The 15774-nt window shown below is 42.4% G+C and carries 15 protein-coding genes; 11 read left to right on the top strand and 4 right to left on the bottom strand.

From position 1 onward, the window contains the following. Positions 1-6 precede the first annotated feature (6 nt). From HCJ54_RS01000 to HCJ54_RS00985, 4 genes are all read left to right on the top strand, one after another. A complete protein-coding gene (locus HCJ54_RS01000) occupies positions 7-708 on the top strand; it encodes a carbonic anhydrase family protein (RefSeq protein WP_036064034.1) in 702 nt (233 codons plus the stop codon). Positions 709-801: 93 nt separating this feature from the next. Further along, positions 802-1344 carry an HD domain-containing protein gene (locus HCJ54_RS00995; RefSeq protein ID WP_187136297.1) on the top strand — a complete coding sequence of 181 codons (543 nt, stop codon included), beginning with the start codon at positions 802-804 and terminating at the stop codon, positions 1342-1344. A 138-nt stretch (positions 1345-1482) separates the two neighbouring features. Beyond that, entirely contained in the window at positions 1483-2379 is an 897-nt protein-coding gene (locus HCJ54_RS00990) for an ROK family protein (protein ID WP_187136296.1), read from the top strand. Between the two features lie 75 nt (positions 2380-2454). Next, positions 2455-3384 (top strand): nitronate monooxygenase, encoded by a 930-nt coding sequence (locus tag HCJ54_RS00985; protein ID WP_187136295.1) that lies wholly within the window; start codon positions 2455-2457, stop codon positions 3382-3384. Between the two features lie 52 nt (positions 3385-3436). Here the strand turns inward: HCJ54_RS00985 and argH are convergent, their stop codons facing one another. Both argH and HCJ54_RS00975 read right to left on the bottom strand, forming a co-directional pair. Further along, on the bottom strand, positions 3437-4807 hold the full coding sequence (argH, locus tag HCJ54_RS00980; RefSeq protein WP_187136294.1) for an argininosuccinate lyase: 1371 nt from the start codon (positions 4805-4807) through the stop codon (positions 3437-3439). Between the two features lie 3 nt (positions 4808-4810). Continuing rightward, a complete protein-coding gene (locus HCJ54_RS00975; protein ID WP_187136293.1) occupies positions 4811-6025 on the bottom strand; it encodes an argininosuccinate synthase in 1215 nt (404 codons plus the stop codon). A gap of 241 nt (positions 6026-6266) precedes the next feature. Here HCJ54_RS00975 and HCJ54_RS00970 point away from each other — a divergent pair, with 241 nt between their 5' ends. From HCJ54_RS00970 to HCJ54_RS00950, 5 genes are all read left to right on the top strand, one after another. Continuing rightward, a complete protein-coding gene (locus tag HCJ54_RS00970) occupies positions 6267-7313 on the top strand; it encodes an alpha/beta hydrolase (RefSeq protein WP_185411393.1) in 1047 nt (348 codons plus the stop codon). 82 nt (positions 7314-7395) lie between these two features. Next, positions 7396-8079, top strand: coding sequence for a response regulator transcription factor (locus HCJ54_RS00965; protein WP_187136292.1), 684 nt, complete (start codon positions 7396-7398; stop codon positions 8077-8079). Between the two features lie 792 nt (positions 8080-8871). Then, on the top strand, positions 8872-9792 hold the full coding sequence (locus HCJ54_RS00960) for an ATP-binding cassette domain-containing protein (protein ID WP_187136291.1): 921 nt from the start codon (positions 8872-8874) through the stop codon (positions 9790-9792). After that, positions 9789-10586 (top strand): ABC transporter permease, encoded by a 798-nt coding sequence (locus HCJ54_RS00955; protein WP_187136290.1) that lies wholly within the window; start codon positions 9789-9791, stop codon positions 10584-10586. The genes HCJ54_RS00960 and HCJ54_RS00955 overlap by 4 nt, the downstream gene beginning before the upstream one ends. A gap of 39 nt (positions 10587-10625) precedes the next feature. After that, positions 10626-11510: a sensor histidine kinase gene (locus tag HCJ54_RS00950; RefSeq protein ID WP_187136289.1), complete on the top strand. Its 885-nt coding sequence runs from the start codon at positions 10626-10628 to the stop codon at positions 11508-11510. A 53-nt stretch (positions 11511-11563) separates the two neighbouring features. On the opposite strand, the gene HCJ54_RS00945 is transcribed toward HCJ54_RS00950, so the two are convergent. Further along, positions 11564-12688, bottom strand: a complete 1125-nt coding sequence (locus HCJ54_RS00945; RefSeq protein WP_187136288.1) for an AI-2E family transporter — start codon at positions 12686-12688, stop codon at positions 11564-11566. Positions 12689-12875: 187 nt separating this feature from the next. On the opposite strand from HCJ54_RS00945, the gene HCJ54_RS00940 reads away from it, so the two are divergent. Both HCJ54_RS00940 and HCJ54_RS00935 read left to right on the top strand, forming a co-directional pair. Beyond that, positions 12876-13268 (top strand): GntR family transcriptional regulator, encoded by a 393-nt coding sequence (locus tag HCJ54_RS00940; protein WP_185411669.1) that lies wholly within the window; start codon positions 12876-12878, stop codon positions 13266-13268. After that, positions 13265-14368 (top strand): DUF1648 domain-containing protein, encoded by a 1104-nt coding sequence (locus HCJ54_RS00935; RefSeq protein WP_187136287.1) that lies wholly within the window; start codon positions 13265-13267, stop codon positions 14366-14368. Before HCJ54_RS00940 ends, HCJ54_RS00935 begins: the two co-directional genes overlap by 4 nt. Positions 14369-14489: 121 nt before the next feature. Here HCJ54_RS00935 and HCJ54_RS00930 read toward each other — a convergent pair whose 3' ends face one another. After that, complete coding sequence (locus tag HCJ54_RS00930; protein WP_185411671.1) at positions 14490-15422, bottom strand: LCP family glycopolymer transferase; 933 nt, start codon at positions 15420-15422, stop codon at positions 14490-14492. Positions 15423-15774: the final 352 nt, after the last annotated feature.

Raw genomic sequence — 15774 nt, 5'->3', positions numbered from 1 at the left:
TGATGCATGACAGAGCCACTTGTGAAATGGTCTTATAAAGGGGACAAGGGACCACATTATTGGGGACATATTTGCGAGGAATATGAGATCGCAAATACAGGGAAGAACCAGTCACCGGTTGATATCCACATGGAGAAAGTGATGGAAGTACACGAGGCTTTGCCACTAGAACTGAATTATAAACAGACAAAATATACAGTACGACGCGTGGAGAATTCGGTACATCTTTTTCCACAGAATAAAGAGCAAGGTTTGATTTTTAATGGAAAGCACTATAATTTGATCGCTTTTCATGGGCATATCCCAAGTGAGCATACGTTAAACGAGCAGTACTTTGCAATCGAGTGGCACTTGGTTCATATGAATGAAGAGGGCGAACGCCTTGTATTAGCAGTTTGGATGGATCAGGAGTTATCGGGCAGTGATTTTGGTGAGCTAGCGACGATTTTTCCGCAAGTATTTGAGGATTTTGGCATCGAAATGGAAATTTCATTGGATGTTTCAGGATTTTTACCTGAGAAACGGGCATATTTTAAATATCAAGGATCATTAACGACGCCGCCGACATTTGAAGGGGTGACTTGGATTGTCTTGAGAGAGGCCACGAGCATAGCACACGAAGATTTTACAGCATTCCAGGATATTATCCAGGATACCAATCGGCCGCTTCAAGAGCTTGGTGATAGGTCCATTCATCACAGCGCGTGACGACAGAAGTTGTAAAAGTCGTTATTTACACTCAATATGGGGCTTTGATTCATTTCAAAGCCCTGATTTTTTAGGGTAGGAAGGAGAATTCGAATGTACCAGCGAGCCAGTGATTTTGCAGAAGAGGCGCACCATACGCAGCGTCGCAAAATAACAGGAGAGCCGTATTTTTCGCATCCGCGGAATGTGGCTAATTTGTTGCGGGGTGCGGGATTTCGAGAGGAAGTTGTAGCCGCTGGATTTTTGCATGATGTCGTGGAGGATACGCCAGTGACGTTGGATGAAGTTCGAGCGTTATTTGGTGAGGATGTGGCAGACTTGGTTGCATCGCATACGGAGGATAAAACATTATCATGGGAAGATCGGAAAAGTCATACAATCGAGTTTTTACGCACGGCTTCTTTGGAACAAAAAGCGATTATTGTGGCTGATAAATTGGATAATTTGCAGTCAATCAAGTATGCATGGAGTTCGGAAGGAGACAAGGTCTGGAGCTATTTTAATCGTGGGTATAAACAGCAAAAATGGTATAATGAGAGCATCGTTGCCAATATGTATGAGGGGCTTGAGGATTCGGAAATTCCGGCTTATTTTGAACAGTATGAGCGGTTGTGCCGTTGGATTTTTAGAAAATAAGAGGCATCTTTGTACTGAATAATCCGATAAAATAGGTATATATAATCTAAAAGAATAATTGTTAGAAAATAAGCTTCTCAATAGTGTTTATATGATGTAGAATGAAAACGAATACATAAACGATGAGGAGTGGATAAAATGGTTTTTGGTGCGATTGAGGCTGGTGGTACGAAATTTGTAGTGGCGGTTGGGGATGCGTCAGGTAAGGTCTTGAAGCGGGAAACGTATCCGACGACGGAGCCAGCAGAGACGATGAAATACGTGGAGCACTTTTTTAAACAGTATGAGGGAGAGCTTGAAGCTATTGGTGTGGGATCATTTGGGCCGATCGATGTGCGGAAATCGAGTCCTACGTACGGTTATATTACATCGACACCGAAATTAGCTTGGCGCAATTATGATATCGTTGGAGCGCTTAAAAAAAGTTTCTCGGTGCCTGTTGGATTTACGACAGATGTGAATGCAGCGGCGCTTGGTGAAGTGACACTTGGTGCAGCAGAGGGGCTCTCGAGTTGCATGTATATTACGATTGGAACTGGGATTGGTGCAGGTGCCGTTGTGAATGGCAAAATGTTAGAAGGATATTCTCATCCAGAAATGGGGCATATCATGGTACGTCGTCACAAACATGATCGCTATCAAGGAAATTGCCCGTATCACAGTGACTGCTTAGAGGGGTTAGCAGCAGGTGGTGCGATTGAAAAACGCTGGGGTAAAAAAGGTGTAGAACTTGCGGAAAATGAGGAAGTCTGGAATCTTGAGGCGCATTACATCGCGCAAGCTTTGATGAATTACAGCTTGATTTTGTCGCCAGAACGCATCGTCATCGGCGGAGGTGTTATGAAACAGCGCCAAGTTTTCCCACTCGTCCGCCAAAAACTAAAAGCCTTGATCGCGGGTTACATTCAATTACCGGATTTAGAAAGCTACATTGTGCCGCCGAAATTGGAAGATGACGCAGGGATTACAGGCTGTATTTTACTAGCAGCACAGACAAAAGACGAGAACAAACGAAGTGATACGACAACCATTTGAAGGTAAGTGGTTGTTTTCCGATTGATATTGTGAGAAAATATACATGAAATACGGAAGGTATCGGAGGAAAAAAATATGTCAATAACAGAATTGCTACACATTGAGTACCCTATCATGCAAGGCGCGATGGCTCAAATCGCAAAAGCTCCTCTTGTTGCAGCTGTGTCAAATGCTGGTGGGCTTGGAATCATCGCTTCAGGAGGTATGAGTGGGGAAGAATTACGCGCAGAGATTCAAAAAACGAAAGCATTGACGGACAAACCGTTTGGTGTGAACTTAATGCTGATGATGACGAATATGGAAGAATTGACGGAAGTGATCATCGAAGAAGGCGTTCAAGTGGTGACAACTGGGGCTGGGACACCAAAAACCTACATGCCAATTTGGAAAGAAGCTGGGATTATCGTGATCCCTGTTGTGCCATCTGTGATGATTGCGCGCAAAATGGAGCAGCTTGGTGCTGATGCCGTCGTGGCAGAAGGGACGGAGGCTGGCGGTCATGTTGGGGAAACGACGACGATGGCACTTTTACCGCAAGTGGTGGATGCTGTGTCGATACCGGTGATTGCAGCCGGCGGTATTGGTGACGGACGCGGGATTGCAGCTGCTTTTGCACTTGGAGCTCAAGGTGTTCAGATTGGAACGCGTTTCCTAGCCACCGACGAATGTCCCGTTCATGAGAATTTTAAGCTTGCTTGTTTGAAGGCAAAAGATCGTGATACGGTTGTGACTGGGCGTCGCAATGGGGCCCCTGTTCGCAGCATTAAAAACAAGATGATTAAAGAATACCAACGTTTGGAAGATGAGAATGTGGATCGCGATGTGCTGGAAGAATTGACGCTCGGTTCATTGCGCAAGGCGGTTCAAGAAGGCGATACGGAAAATGGTTCTGTGATGGCTGGCCAAATTACAGGTATGATTACAGAGATTAAACCTGTTGCGGAGTTGATACAAGAAATGATGGCACAAGCAACCCAGACGGCGAATAAACTCGTTATCAAATAAAAAAATACGATTGGCTACCAAAATCATGTTTTGGTCGGCCAATCGTATTTTTTTATAGCTCTTTTTTCGCTTTTTCGATCATGGCTCTGATTTGGTCAAATCCAGTTCCACCATAAGAATTCCGTTTTGCAACGGCGGTATAAGAAGCGAGCGCCTCATAAATATCTTCTTCTATAATGGGTTGAATCGCTTGATAGTCAGTGAGTTTGACATCTTGCAAATAAATCCCTTTTTGCGTACAATCAAGCACAAGTTTCCCAACAATTTCATGCGCCTCGCGGAACGGCACCCCTTTTTTAGCGAGATAATCGGCAAGCTCAGTCGCGTTTGAAAAATCTTTTTGCGTCGCATTTTCCATCACGGCTTCGTTCACTTTCATCGTTTCGATCATTCCAGCAAAGATGTCAAGGCTTGTCTTCACAGTATGCACCGTGTCAAACATCCCTTCCTTATCTTCCTGTAAATCCTTATTATAGGCGAGCGGCAAGCCTTTTAGCACCGTCAAGAGACCGAACAAGTTTCCATAAACGCGTCCCGTTTTGCCACGAATTAACTCAGCCATATCGGGATTTTTCTTCTGCGGCATAATACTACTTCCCGTCGCAAAAGCATCGATCAACTCAACGAACTGAAACTCATGGCTCGTCCACAAAATCAATTCTTCACAAAAACGCGATAAATGGGTCATCAACAGCGCACTATTGCTCAAAAACTCGATAATAAAATCACGATCACTCACACCGTCTAGACTATTATCGTAAATGGCGCTAAACCCAAGTTGTTCGGCGCTGTAGGCTCGATCGATCGGAAAAGTCGTCCCAGCAAGCGCGGCACAGCCAAGTGGGGAAATATCAATCCGCTTGACACTCTCCGTCAGACGTTCCAAGTCACGGCTAAACATCCCATAATACGCCAACAAATGATGCGCAAAAGAAATCGGTTGCGCGTGTTGCAGATGTGTATAGCCTGGCATGATCGTTTCCACATGCGCCTCCGCCTTCACGACAAGCACGTGTCGCAAATGTGCAAGAGAAGTAAGGATCTCCGCGACCGCTTCCTTCAAATACAAATGCATATCCGTCGCGACTTGGTCATTCCGACTCCGCGCCGTATGTAATTTCCCAGCGACAGGCCCAATCTCCTCATGAAGTAACTTTTCAATATTGAGATGAATATCTTCATTCACGACGCTAAATTCGAGCTCACCAGCCTCCAATTTTAACGCGAGTACCTCAAGTCCGGCTTTGATTTGTGCTGCTTCATCTGCCGAAATAATGCCGCATTTTCCAAGCATGGAAACATGTGCCAAACTTCCCGTAATATCTTGTTTTGCAAGTTTTGCATCGAAGAAAATCGAGGCGCCGAATGCATCGATCCACGCCTCACTTTTCCCTTGAAAACGACCGCCCCATAATTTTTCCATGTGTTACACCTCAGTTTTCGCAATTGTTTTTGCGTTGACTTCTGCGCTTACTTTCGTAGGTAGCCCCCAAAGCTTGATGAAGCCAACCGCTGCGTCTTGATCAAACGTATCCGCCGATGTATAAGTCGCCAAATTCTCGTCATATAGCGAATTCGGTGATTTCCGTCCTTCGACAATCGCATGTCCTTTAAAAAGTTTCATCCGGATGGTCCCATTGACATATTTTTGCGTGTCTTTCAAGAAGGCTACAAGAGAGCTCGTAAGTGGCGAGAACCAAAGCGCGTTATAGATAACTTCGCTGATCTTCTGTTCGATTACTGGTTTGAAATGCGCGACTTCACGCACAAAAGTCAAATCTTCCAGTTCTTTATGCGCTGTAATCAAGGCAACAGCTGCCGGACATTCGTAGACTTCCCGAGATTTAATACCAACAAGGCGGTTTTCAATGTGATCAATCCGACCAACGCCATGTGCACCTGCGACCTTGTTCAATTTTTGAATTAAAAGGGCGAGACTTAATGTTTCTCCATTTAAAGCGACCGGAACACCTGCCAAAAATTCGATTTCGATGATTTCAGGTGTGTCTGGTGTATTTTCTAAAGCTACGGTCAGATCATACGCTTCTTCAGGAGGCGCAATCCATGGATTTTCTAGTACACCACATTCATTAGAACGTCCCCATAAATTCTGATCGATGGAAAACGGATTATCTAGGTTAATCGGTACCGGAATATGATGTTTTTGAGCGTATTCGATTTCTTCTTCTCTCGACCATTTCCAATCACGTACGGGTGCCACAACTTTCAGATCTGGGGCTAAAGCATTGATAGCCACTTCAAACCGCACTTGATCGTTTCCTTTTCCAGTACACCCGTGGGCAATTGCTGAAGCACCTTCTTGTCTGGCAACTTCGACTAATTTTTTAGCGATTAGTGGGCGTGATAGCGCTGAAATGAGCGGATATTTCCCTTCATAGTAGGCATGAGCTTGCAGAGCGATTAAGGCGAAATCTTCCGCAAATTCTTCACGTGCATCAATGGTGTACGAAGCTGAAGCCCCGACTTGAATTGCTTTATTTTTAATGAACTCTAAATCTTTGCCTTCCCCTACGTCTAAACAACACGCAATGACATCATAATTTTCCTCTGTCAACCACTTAATTGCAACGGAGGTATCTAAACCACCAGAATAAGCAAGAACGATTTTTTCTTTTGCCATCTCTACATCCCCTTTTATTAATAAATATACATTTCGATAAAATTAATAATACCACCATACAAATGATATTTCAACTATTTTATTTATTTTTATTCATAAAAATGATTAAATATCCATAAAAAATAAACAAGAACCGCGAAGAAATGCGATTTTTATCGACCTATAAATTGGTTAAAATTTTTCAAAACTGCTATACTTAAAGGGTGAATTATTTGAGATTATGTATGAGGAGTGAGCTTAATTGAAACAGACATTAAAATGGGTTGGCATTATTTTAGTAAGTATCGTGTTATTACCACTAGTTGTTGTTTTCTTCATCTACAAGAAGGCAGTCGGCAAGCGGGAATACGATCCAAAGGTACTCGACAATCTGGAGGAAGCAGCACAAGATTATGTGAAAAAAACAGCACCATTATCGGATGTGGATTCGCGTTATAAATACATCCGCTTGGCCGAAAAAGCACTTCCAGCAGCCAAAGAAATCGAAGTTGGCGAAATCGAAAATAAAAAAATTGATGGTCCCGGAGGAAAAATTGCCCTTCGTATTTATTCACCAGAAGAAGAGGGACCATATCCATTGATGGTTTATTTCCATGGTGGTGGATTTGTTACAGGGAGTGTTCAATCAACGGATGGTATCGCCCGCAAGCTAGTCCAAACGACGGGGTATCGTGTTGTTTCTGTAGACTACCGCCTAGCACCAGAAAATCCATTTCCAGCAGCGATTGAAGATGCGTATGCTACACTGGTTTGGATATCGAAACATTTAACAAGTTTACGTGCGAAGTCAAACGAAATTGTTGTAGCAGGGGATAGCGCTGGCGGAAATATTGCCGCTGTTGTGGCTCAATTAGCGAAATCTAAAGGGACACCGAACGTGACAAAACAAATTCTGCTATATCCACCGGTTGATATTTTCTCACGTGACGCGTCTGTTCTTTATCCTTCGATGGATGAGTTTGCAGAAGGTTACGTATTGACGAAGGAATCGCTCGATAAATATTTCAAATTATACTTATCTGGTGCTGGCGATCGAAAATATGATCCACTAGTAGCACCTGTTCGTAGTAAAGATGTGGCAGGTTTACCAGCTGCATTTATCGCCACCGCAGAATATGATCCATTGCGTGACCAAGGCGAGGCGTATGCTGAGAAACTTAAAGATGCTGGCGTTCCAGTCTACGCCAAACGCCTAGAAAAAGTAACGCATGATTTCATGAATACGCCTTCTGCGGCAACGGATGAGACCTTTGAATTGATCAATGAATTTTTACAAGAGAAGTTATAATTTAAAAGGAGACGGTGATGATGTTGTCACTGTCTTTTTTTGCGGAGTTGTGAGAAGATAAATGGGGAGGTGGCGTGAGATCATGAGTTTAGGAAAAATATTGATTGCAGAAGATGATAATGATATTAATAACCTTATTTCCGAAGTGTTGACACGAGAAGGGTACACCGTTACACAGGCGTTTTCCGGAACTGAGGCCAAATTGCATTGGAACAACGAGACATTTGACTTACTGCTTTGTGATTTGATGTTACCAGGAATGACAGGAGAAGCGCTTATTGCCGAAATTACAGCCAAACAAAAGGCATCTATCATCGTCATATCTGCAAAAAATACGGTCATGGATAAAGTAGACTTGCTGAAACTGGGCGCTAGTGATTACATGACTAAGCCATTTGATATTGAAGAACTAGTGGCACGCGTCGAAGTGCAGCTGCGTAAAGAAAGTACGGCGGATGTAGCCAGAGAAGCACGAGAATGGAACGGTTTATCCTTATCAGAAGACCGATACAGTGTACAAATCGGCGAAACAGATATCCGGTTAACAGCACGCGAATTTGGGATTTTAAAATTATTGATTAGCAATCCGAGCAAAGTGTTTACAAAAGAGAACATTTTCGCATCCGTGTGGGGTGAAACCGAATTTATTGATGAAAATACAGTGAATGTACATATGAGTAATATTCGTGGAAAACTGGCCAAAGTCGCACCAGACGAAGAGTTTATAGAGACCGTATGGGGGATTGGGTTTAAAATGAAAAGCTGAAATAACCTGCTAGCCTCGATAGAATCTGTTCGGAGCAGGGAAAGCCTAAAGGATCCGTAAAAAACACAGCATTCCCGTGAGGATAGGTTATACGAATGGGCAATTAAATAACGAATGAAAAATGAGTAGTCTTGGCTTGCTCATTTTTTTATTGTGGATATGTTTGCAATTGATTCACGTTTGAAGAGAATGTCTTGTGTCGGGGGGAGCGCCTTCGGATCCGGCTCCAACAGCCAGCTTCTCGGAATTTTCGGGGCTTCCACACAAAAAAAAGGGAGGGTTTTTATTGTAGCTCCTAACAAATTCTGTCGAAGCTACCGGGCTGTTTCTGCACTTCTCATGATCCGGCGCCAACAGCCAGAGCCTCGAAAACTTCACGCCCTTCATAAAAAGCAAAAGCGGCTTTTTACTGCAGCCGCTCCAGTTTTTTTCGGCTCTACCGGGCTGTTTCTGCACTTCTCTGGATCCGGCGCCAACAGCCAGAGCCTCGAAAACTTCACGCCCTTCATAAAAAGCAAAAGCGGCTTTTTACTGCAGCCGCTCCAGTTTTTTTCGGCTCTACCGGGCTGTTTCTGCACTTCTCTGGATCCGGCGCCAACAGCCAGAGCCTCGAAAACTTCACGCCTTCCATAAAAAGCAAAAGCGGCTTTTTACTGCGGCCGCTCCAGTTTTTTTCGGCTCTACCGGGCTGTTTCTGCACTTCTCTTAATACTTTCTTAAGTTTTCATTCATACATAATTGAGATATCCGCGTTATAGTTGGGTTATCGAAAAGAGAAGGGAATGAACAGGCATGCGAGAGACAATTTTGGAAACGGCGGCGCTTTCGAAAAAATTTGGTAATAATTATGCTGTAGATCATGTGAATATGACGGTACAAAAGGGGGATATTTATGGCTTTATTGGTAAAAATGGTGCTGGGAAGACGACTTTTATTCGTTTGGTAACGGACTTAATGCATACGAATGGTGGGGATCTATCATTGTTTGGCTCCAGCCATCCGAAAGACATTCACCAAGCACGGAAACGAATCGGAGCAGTAATTGAAGGGCCATCTTTATATCCGAACTTAACGGCGCAACAAAATTTGAACTACTACATCCTTCAAAAAGGAATTCCAGACAAAAAGCGTATTGATGAAGTGTTAGAGTTTGTCGGGCTAGAAAATACAGGACGCAAAAAATATCGTAATTTTTCGATGGGTATGAAGCAACGACTGGGTATCGCGCTAGCAATCTTACATCATCCGGATTTTCTGATTTTGGATGAGCCGATCAATGGGCTTGATCCGATGGGGATTATTGAGATTCGGAATATTATTTTGAAATTGAATGAAACATTTGGCACGACTGTTTTTATATCGAGTCACATTTTGACTGAACTAGCGCTCGTTGCCAATCGGTATGGCATCATTAACAACGGTCGCCTTGTGAAGGAGCTTTCAAAAGAAGAGTTGGAGTCGGAGAGTAGACGTTATCTCGTTTTGAAAACGGTGAATAAAGAAGCAGCGGTGATGCACTTGGAGAGCTTTTTAGAATTACATCAATATGAGGTGCACAGCGATGGCAGTATCCGGATTTTTGACTATATTGATCAACCGGAAAAAATCAGCCAAGTGATGTTTGACGCGGGTATTATTATTACAGAACTGAAGGTCGTAGAAGCGAATTTGGAAGAGTACTTTATTGATTTAATTGGAGGGGAAGATAAATGATTGGATTGATTCGAGCAGATGGTTACCGATTGACGAAGGGGAAAATGTGGATGCCGTTCGTAACATTGATTGTTATTGCAGTGGCTGTTGCTGGTTTGATATATCTCGCGCTAAATGTAGATTGGATTTCGTTGTCACAAGGCGGGGAAACATTGTCGGCAAGCGACAAGGCCTTACTTAGCCAAACACTAACGGGGACGCAGGTCGCCCAACTGGTTTTATCGTTTAGTATCGTCTTAGCAATGGCTTTCATTGCGATATTTTCGAACCTTTGGAGCATTGAATTTTCAGCGGGTGTAGCCAAAAATGTACTTGTATCTGGTGTTTCACGCACGACCTTTTACTTCTCGAAACTTTTCACGGGCTGGGCAGTTGCTGCACTGATGCTCGTTGTGTATACCGTATCCATTGGGATTTCCGCGCAATTGTTTATGGGACAAGTCGATTTTGGAACGCTATTTCTAGGAATGCTTGCACAATTACCATTATACTTAGGTTTAATATCGGTCGGGTTCTTCCTGTTCATCATTATCCCGAAAGAAAGTATCGCGATCGTGACGTACATTCTTGCATTTTTATTCATCGAGCCAATTATTACAAACTTGGTGAATGTCTTCCTGCCAAAATGGACGATTATTAAAGACATGTATCTTTTCAGCAAAATTAGCGCGATGTCAAACTTATCGGTAATAAGTCAGAATGCGATTACAACGAATATTTTAACAGGCTTTGCTTATATGGCTGTTTTCGCGATTCTTGGCTGGCTTGTATTCCGGTTTAAAGAAATCAAATAAGTATGATAGAATAGAAACGAATGAAAGGAGTGGGATGGCATGATTTATCTGTTAGGGGCAATCATTGTAGTGTTGCTCGTTTGGATAATTTTAATAAAAAAGCAACTCCGAACGACTTCAGCGAAAATAAAAGATATTGCAACTAGACGCGGTTCGAACGAGCAACTAACAATGGATATCGCTTCGCCAGAAATCAGGCAACTACTCCTTACTGTCAATGAGTTATTAGAGGCAAAGTCAAAAACGGAGCGGAAGTTTATGACGCTCAACAAAGAGTTACGCGAGACAATCGAAAACGTTTCGCATGATTTGAGAACGCCGTTAACCTCGCTTTCAGGTTATTTACAACTGATGGAACGAGACACCTTAACACCAGAAGAACGCGAAAAATACAGCCTCATTATCAAAAATAAGATTCAAACTTTGACGGAACTCGTGGAGAACTTCTTTGTCTTGTCGAAACTATCGAATGATGAGGGGAAATTACAACCAGAGGCGATTCAACTATCTGATTTTGTGACGGGGGCAGTCGCTTCTTATTATGAGGATTTTTCCAAGCGAGGCATTACACCGAAGCTTTTGGTGGAGCCGGGTGTTACAGTTAATGCGGATCGTAAGGCGCTGCAACGAATGGTAGATAATTTTATTTCGAATATGCTCAAACACGGCGAGGGGCCGATGAAGATCGAACTTGCCAAGCAAGGCCGCAAAGCAGTTTTGCGATTCTCTAATCAGGCGAGTCAGTTAACTCAAGCTGATATACCGCGATTGATTGAACGCTTTTATACGGCAGATCGAGTGCGCAGTGGGAGTAATACGGGGCTTGGCCTGGCGATTATTGATCTGTTAGCACACAAGTCGGGAGCAGCTTTTACGGTCGATTTTGAAGAGGAAGTATTGACGTTTACGGTTATATTTAAATAGCTAAAAAGCGCCGACACGAGAGGGTTTGTTCTCATCTCTCGTGTCGGCGCTTTTTAGATGACCGGTTTCTCGTTGTTTTCAGCAGCAATAGCTTCTCGCCGCAGCTTTATGAGTCGTGATAAGTTGACGATCAATGTTTTTACAACGGCGTAAGTTGGTACACCGAGGATCATACCAAGGATTCCAGCTAAGTTACCAGCAACAATCAGGATGATGATAATCGTTAGCGGATGGATGGATAGTGATTTACCCATGATGTAAGGCGATAACAAGTTCGAGTCGATTTGTTGAACGATAGTTACGACAACGATAACGAGTACGGCTTGCAGCGGCGAATCAAATAGAGCAACGATAACCGCTGGTGCCGCTCCAATAAACGGTCCTAGGTAAGGAATAATGTTGGTCACTCCGGCAATTAAGCCGAACAATAACGCATACGGTTCACCGATGATAAAATAACCAATCATTGTAAAAATACCAACGAACATACAGTCAATTGCTTGGCTTGAAATGTAAGTGGAAATCGTTTTATTCATCGCTTGAATCATTTCACGAGCTTCTGTACGAATACCTTGTGGGAAAAATTTTCCGCTTGAATCAAGGAATTTATGGCCATCTTTAAACATGTAGAAGAGAATAAATGGCACGGTGACAAGAATCATCACAAAACCAGAAACGAAGCCAAAAATTAGGCCAAGGCTTCCTGATAAGCTACCGATAACCGTATTTAAAAGCTTCGGTATAGAGATGTTTAGCTTCTCCATCTCGGCTTTTATATCTACATTTTTGATGCTACTGTTCTGTACTAAGTTATCCCACCAATGTTGGAATTGCTCCCAGTATTTTGGCGCTGCTTGTACGAGCGAAGCCACTTGATCGGCAAGAATTGGCCCGAGTTGAACGACGGCTAGCACTAATATCAGGATGAACGCGATGAAAATACTTAATACACTTACTAAACGCGGTACTTTTCTCTTCTCCAAAAATAGAACAATCGGATTGAACAAATAAAATAAAAATCCGGCGATCATAATTGGTAAAAAAAGTGTGGAAACAATGGTTCCAATCGGCGCAAATAGGAAGCTCATCTTGTTCAGTACGAATAAGATAATCACCAAGGCCAAAATTTCTAATGTCCAAAAAAATAATTTGGACTCTTTGAAGCGTGCTATTTTCATATAGGTCCCCTTTCGTAGCTGAGGCTTCTTGGCCTGCAATAGCCACTAAACCCAGCATTTTTCATATGTAAGACTATTATTAATAGTACCATCAACTGGCTAAAAATACTACTCTAAAATCATACTTGACTTATTTAGTATAGTTGTTATACTATACATATAACAGTTATAGAGAGAAGGGAAGCGTATGCTACTTCAAATAGATTTACAGGCAGAAGAACCAATTTACACGCAAATTATGCATCAAGTAATTGAAGGAATTGCGAAACAGGAGTTAAAGCCGGGCGATGATTTGCCATCGGTTCGCAGTTTGGCAAGTGATATCGGTATCAATTTCCATACAGTGAATAAGGCGTATCAGCTTTTGAAGCAGGAGGGTTATATTTTGATTCATCGCCAAAAAGGGGTTGTGATTCATCCTGATGGAGTGGAGCGTGCGACCGAGGCTTTTTATGCGAAATTGAGGAAGAAAGTAAGGCCGCTCATTGCGGAATCGATTTGTAAGTCGGTGACAAAAGCAGAATGGGAACGGATTTGTGCGACAATCTATGAGGAAATTGAGCCGGAGGAGGAGCAATGATGGAGATGCTATTTTTTATCGTAATGATGGTTGTAATCGTTGTTTTGCAAGCGATGACGCCTTATGTGATTCGCAGGGGTGAGAGTTTTGGTGTGATGATCGGGGAGAAGTCAGCAGAAGATCCTGCGATACGGCGAATGAAGCGACAATTTATGCAGTGGAATTTGGTTATTGGTGCTATTGTGACAGTAATGATGGCGGTTATTTTGGCGTTCACAACCGAAAGTGAGAATACCCAAGCAGTGGTTTTAATCGCCGGTATTTTTGCGGTGTTGATTGCATCGTTTCTAGTCTATTTACGGTTCCATAAGGAGTCGCTGGTGTGGAAACGGGAGAATTTGCATGAGGTGAACAAGGTTGATATCGTGATGGTAGATACGACATTCCATCGCCAGAAATTGACGATTTCCTATGCTTGGTATTTGATTCCGTTTGTTTTGATATGTATGACGGTAGGTTTGACGGTGATTTATTATGATCAAATTCCTAGCATGATTCCGATGCAGTATAATTTTGATAACGAAATCACACGGATGGTTGCAAAAAGTTATCGGACGGTGATGATGATGCCAATGATGCAACTCGCGATGCTTGGCTTGTTTATCTTTATTAATTTCATGATGACGCGCAGTAAACAAGTCATTGACAATGATAATCCATCGCTTTCAATGAAACGAAATGTGATGTTCCGCCGGATTTATAGTCAATTTAATTTTGTGATGGGAACGTTGTTAATTTTGCTGTTTATGGTCATTCAAATGTCGTTTATCTTTGCGATTTCGCAGGTAGCTATAATGACGATGACAATTGCGGTTTTGGTGATTATCTTTGGCGGACTGATTTTCTTGATGGTTCGTGTCGGGCAAGGCGGTAGCAGGCTGAAACTTAGGGAAGATGATGATGCGTCCGCGAGACCGGTTCGCGATGATGATGCATATTGGAAAATGGGTGTGTTTTATGTTAATCGTCACGATCCAGCGGTTTTTGTGGAGAAGCGTTTCGGTGTTGGCTGGACGATCAATATGGCAAGGCCTACCGCGTGGCTGACATTTATCGCGATGATTGGTATGATTGTGGTTATCAGTATTATTTTTAGTTAAATATAGAAGGAGCGAGTGGACTTGAAAGTTATCCGACACGCTCCTTTTTGTTATAAACTGTACTAAGGGAGCTTATCAACCCACAATAAAGAAGACTCCCAATGTAGAGAGTCTCTTCGTTTTATTTCAATTCTAGGTTTTTTGCTAGGCTGTCGTGTAATTTTTGACGTTCTGCATCGGATACATTGTAATACCAAATGCCATCCATCTTACCACCTTCACCAGCAACTGTCATATTTTCTACGTTATTACGTGCAGAAATGTAGTTTTTGGCGATACGTGTAATATCTGTCATCGTTAAATCGGTTTGCATGTTTTTTCCGACTGCGGACAAGATTTCATCGAAGTTCCACAGTGTTTGTGTCGTTGCAACTTTCTCTACAACGGCTTGTATGACTTCTTGTTGACGCATTTGTCGACCGAAGTCACCACGTGGATCTGTTTTACGAATACGAACATAGACAAGCGCATCGGCACCATTTAGTTTGATGTTACCTTTTTTGAACTCTTTACCTTTTAAGCTGATATCCATATCGTTGTAAACTTCTACACCACCAACAGCGTCAACCAAATCTTTCAGGCCTTCCATGTTGATTTTGATATAGTAGTTAATCGGAATACCATTTAAAAAGTTAGTAACGGTGTCTTCCGCCATTTTTACGCCACCGTAAGCATAAGCAGCATTGATTTTGTTTGTGGAATCATGTCCAATAATTTCAGTTCGTGTATCACGAGGGATACTCAAGATTTGTGCTTTGTTCGTTGTTCCATTCACAGTTGCGACCATGGTTGTATCGGAACGTCCGACATCGCCTTCGCGTTGGTCAATACCGAGAATAAGAACGGAGAATGGATTGCCTCCATCAAGTTTTACGGGATTTGCAGTTCTGCCTTCTACAGGCTCATATATTTTATCCATGGTGGATTTAGTTTGGAACACGGCATAGCCGACAATTCCTCCTAAAACTAAGAAAATGCCTAAAATAGACCATAGGAATATTCTTAAACCTGTACGTTTTTTCTTCTTCGTGTTCGTGCGTTTCTCTGCGCGCATGTGCGACTCAACCTCTCTTGAATAATTTCTCTCACTTCCTATTTTACTACAAACTGGCAGATAAGTCACTGTCAGTTGCATTAGTTTTCCATTAGAATTTTATTATTATTGGTGAAATTTACATTCTAATGCTCGTTTATAAGCGCGTGTACTATGCTGTAAATATGGTCTACAGGGTTTTCATTGTTTTTTTTCAGATTTGTGGGTATAATTGTTGGTAGCATTATGATATAAAATTGCGTTATTTATATAAGCATGAATGATTTAAGCGCGATTCTACCGAAGCTACATCCAATCGTAGCACAAAAATAGTTATCTTGATACATAAATAAAACCATGTATCTCTATACAT

The organism is Listeria grandensis (assembly GCF_014322885.1).
In the GTDB taxonomy this organism is placed as follows: Bacteria; Bacillota; Bacilli; order Lactobacillales; family Listeriaceae; genus Listeria_A; species Listeria_A grandensis.
This window is presented reverse-complemented; position numbering and strand designations above follow the sequence as displayed.

Bases quoted from the DNA above. Each gene is read 5' to 3' on its own strand.
- HCJ54_RS00995 (WP_187136297.1), top strand. From the start codon at position 802: ATGTACCAGCGAGCCAGTGATTTTGCAGAAGAGGCGCACCATACGCAG.
- HCJ54_RS00960 (WP_187136291.1), top strand. From the start codon at position 8,872: ATGCGAGAGACAATTTTGGAAACGGCGGCGCTTTCGAAAAAATTTGGT.
- HCJ54_RS00985 (WP_187136295.1), top strand. From the start codon at position 2,455: ATGTCAATAACAGAATTGCTACACATTGAGTACCCTATCATGCAAGGC.
- HCJ54_RS00940 (WP_185411669.1), top strand. From the start codon at position 12,876: ATGCTACTTCAAATAGATTTACAGGCAGAAGAACCAATTTACACGCAA.
- HCJ54_RS00950 (WP_187136289.1), top strand. From the start codon at position 10,626: ATGATTTATCTGTTAGGGGCAATCATTGTAGTGTTGCTCGTTTGGATA.
- HCJ54_RS00965 (WP_187136292.1), top strand. From the start codon at position 7,396: ATGAGTTTAGGAAAAATATTGATTGCAGAAGATGATAATGATATTAAT.
- HCJ54_RS00990 (WP_187136296.1), top strand. From the start codon at position 1,483: ATGGTTTTTGGTGCGATTGAGGCTGGTGGTACGAAATTTGTAGTGGCG.
- HCJ54_RS00955 (WP_187136290.1), top strand. From the start codon at position 9,789: ATGATTGGATTGATTCGAGCAGATGGTTACCGATTGACGAAGGGGAAA.
- HCJ54_RS00930 (WP_185411671.1), bottom strand. From the start codon at position 15,422: ATGCGCGCAGAGAAACGCACGAACACGAAGAAGAAAAAACGTACAGGT.
- HCJ54_RS00945 (WP_187136288.1), bottom strand. From the start codon at position 12,688: ATGAAAATAGCACGCTTCAAAGAGTCCAAATTATTTTTTTGGACATTA.
- argH (WP_187136294.1), bottom strand. From the start codon at position 4,807: ATGGAAAAATTATGGGGCGGTCGTTTTCAAGGGAAAAGTGAGGCGTGG.
- HCJ54_RS01000 (WP_036064034.1), top strand. From the start codon at position 7: ATGACAGAGCCACTTGTGAAATGGTCTTATAAAGGGGACAAGGGACCA.
- HCJ54_RS00975 (WP_187136293.1), bottom strand. From the start codon at position 6,025: ATGGCAAAAGAAAAAATCGTTCTTGCTTATTCTGGTGGTTTAGATACC.
- HCJ54_RS00935 (WP_187136287.1), top strand. From the start codon at position 13,265: ATGATGGAGATGCTATTTTTTATCGTAATGATGGTTGTAATCGTTGTT.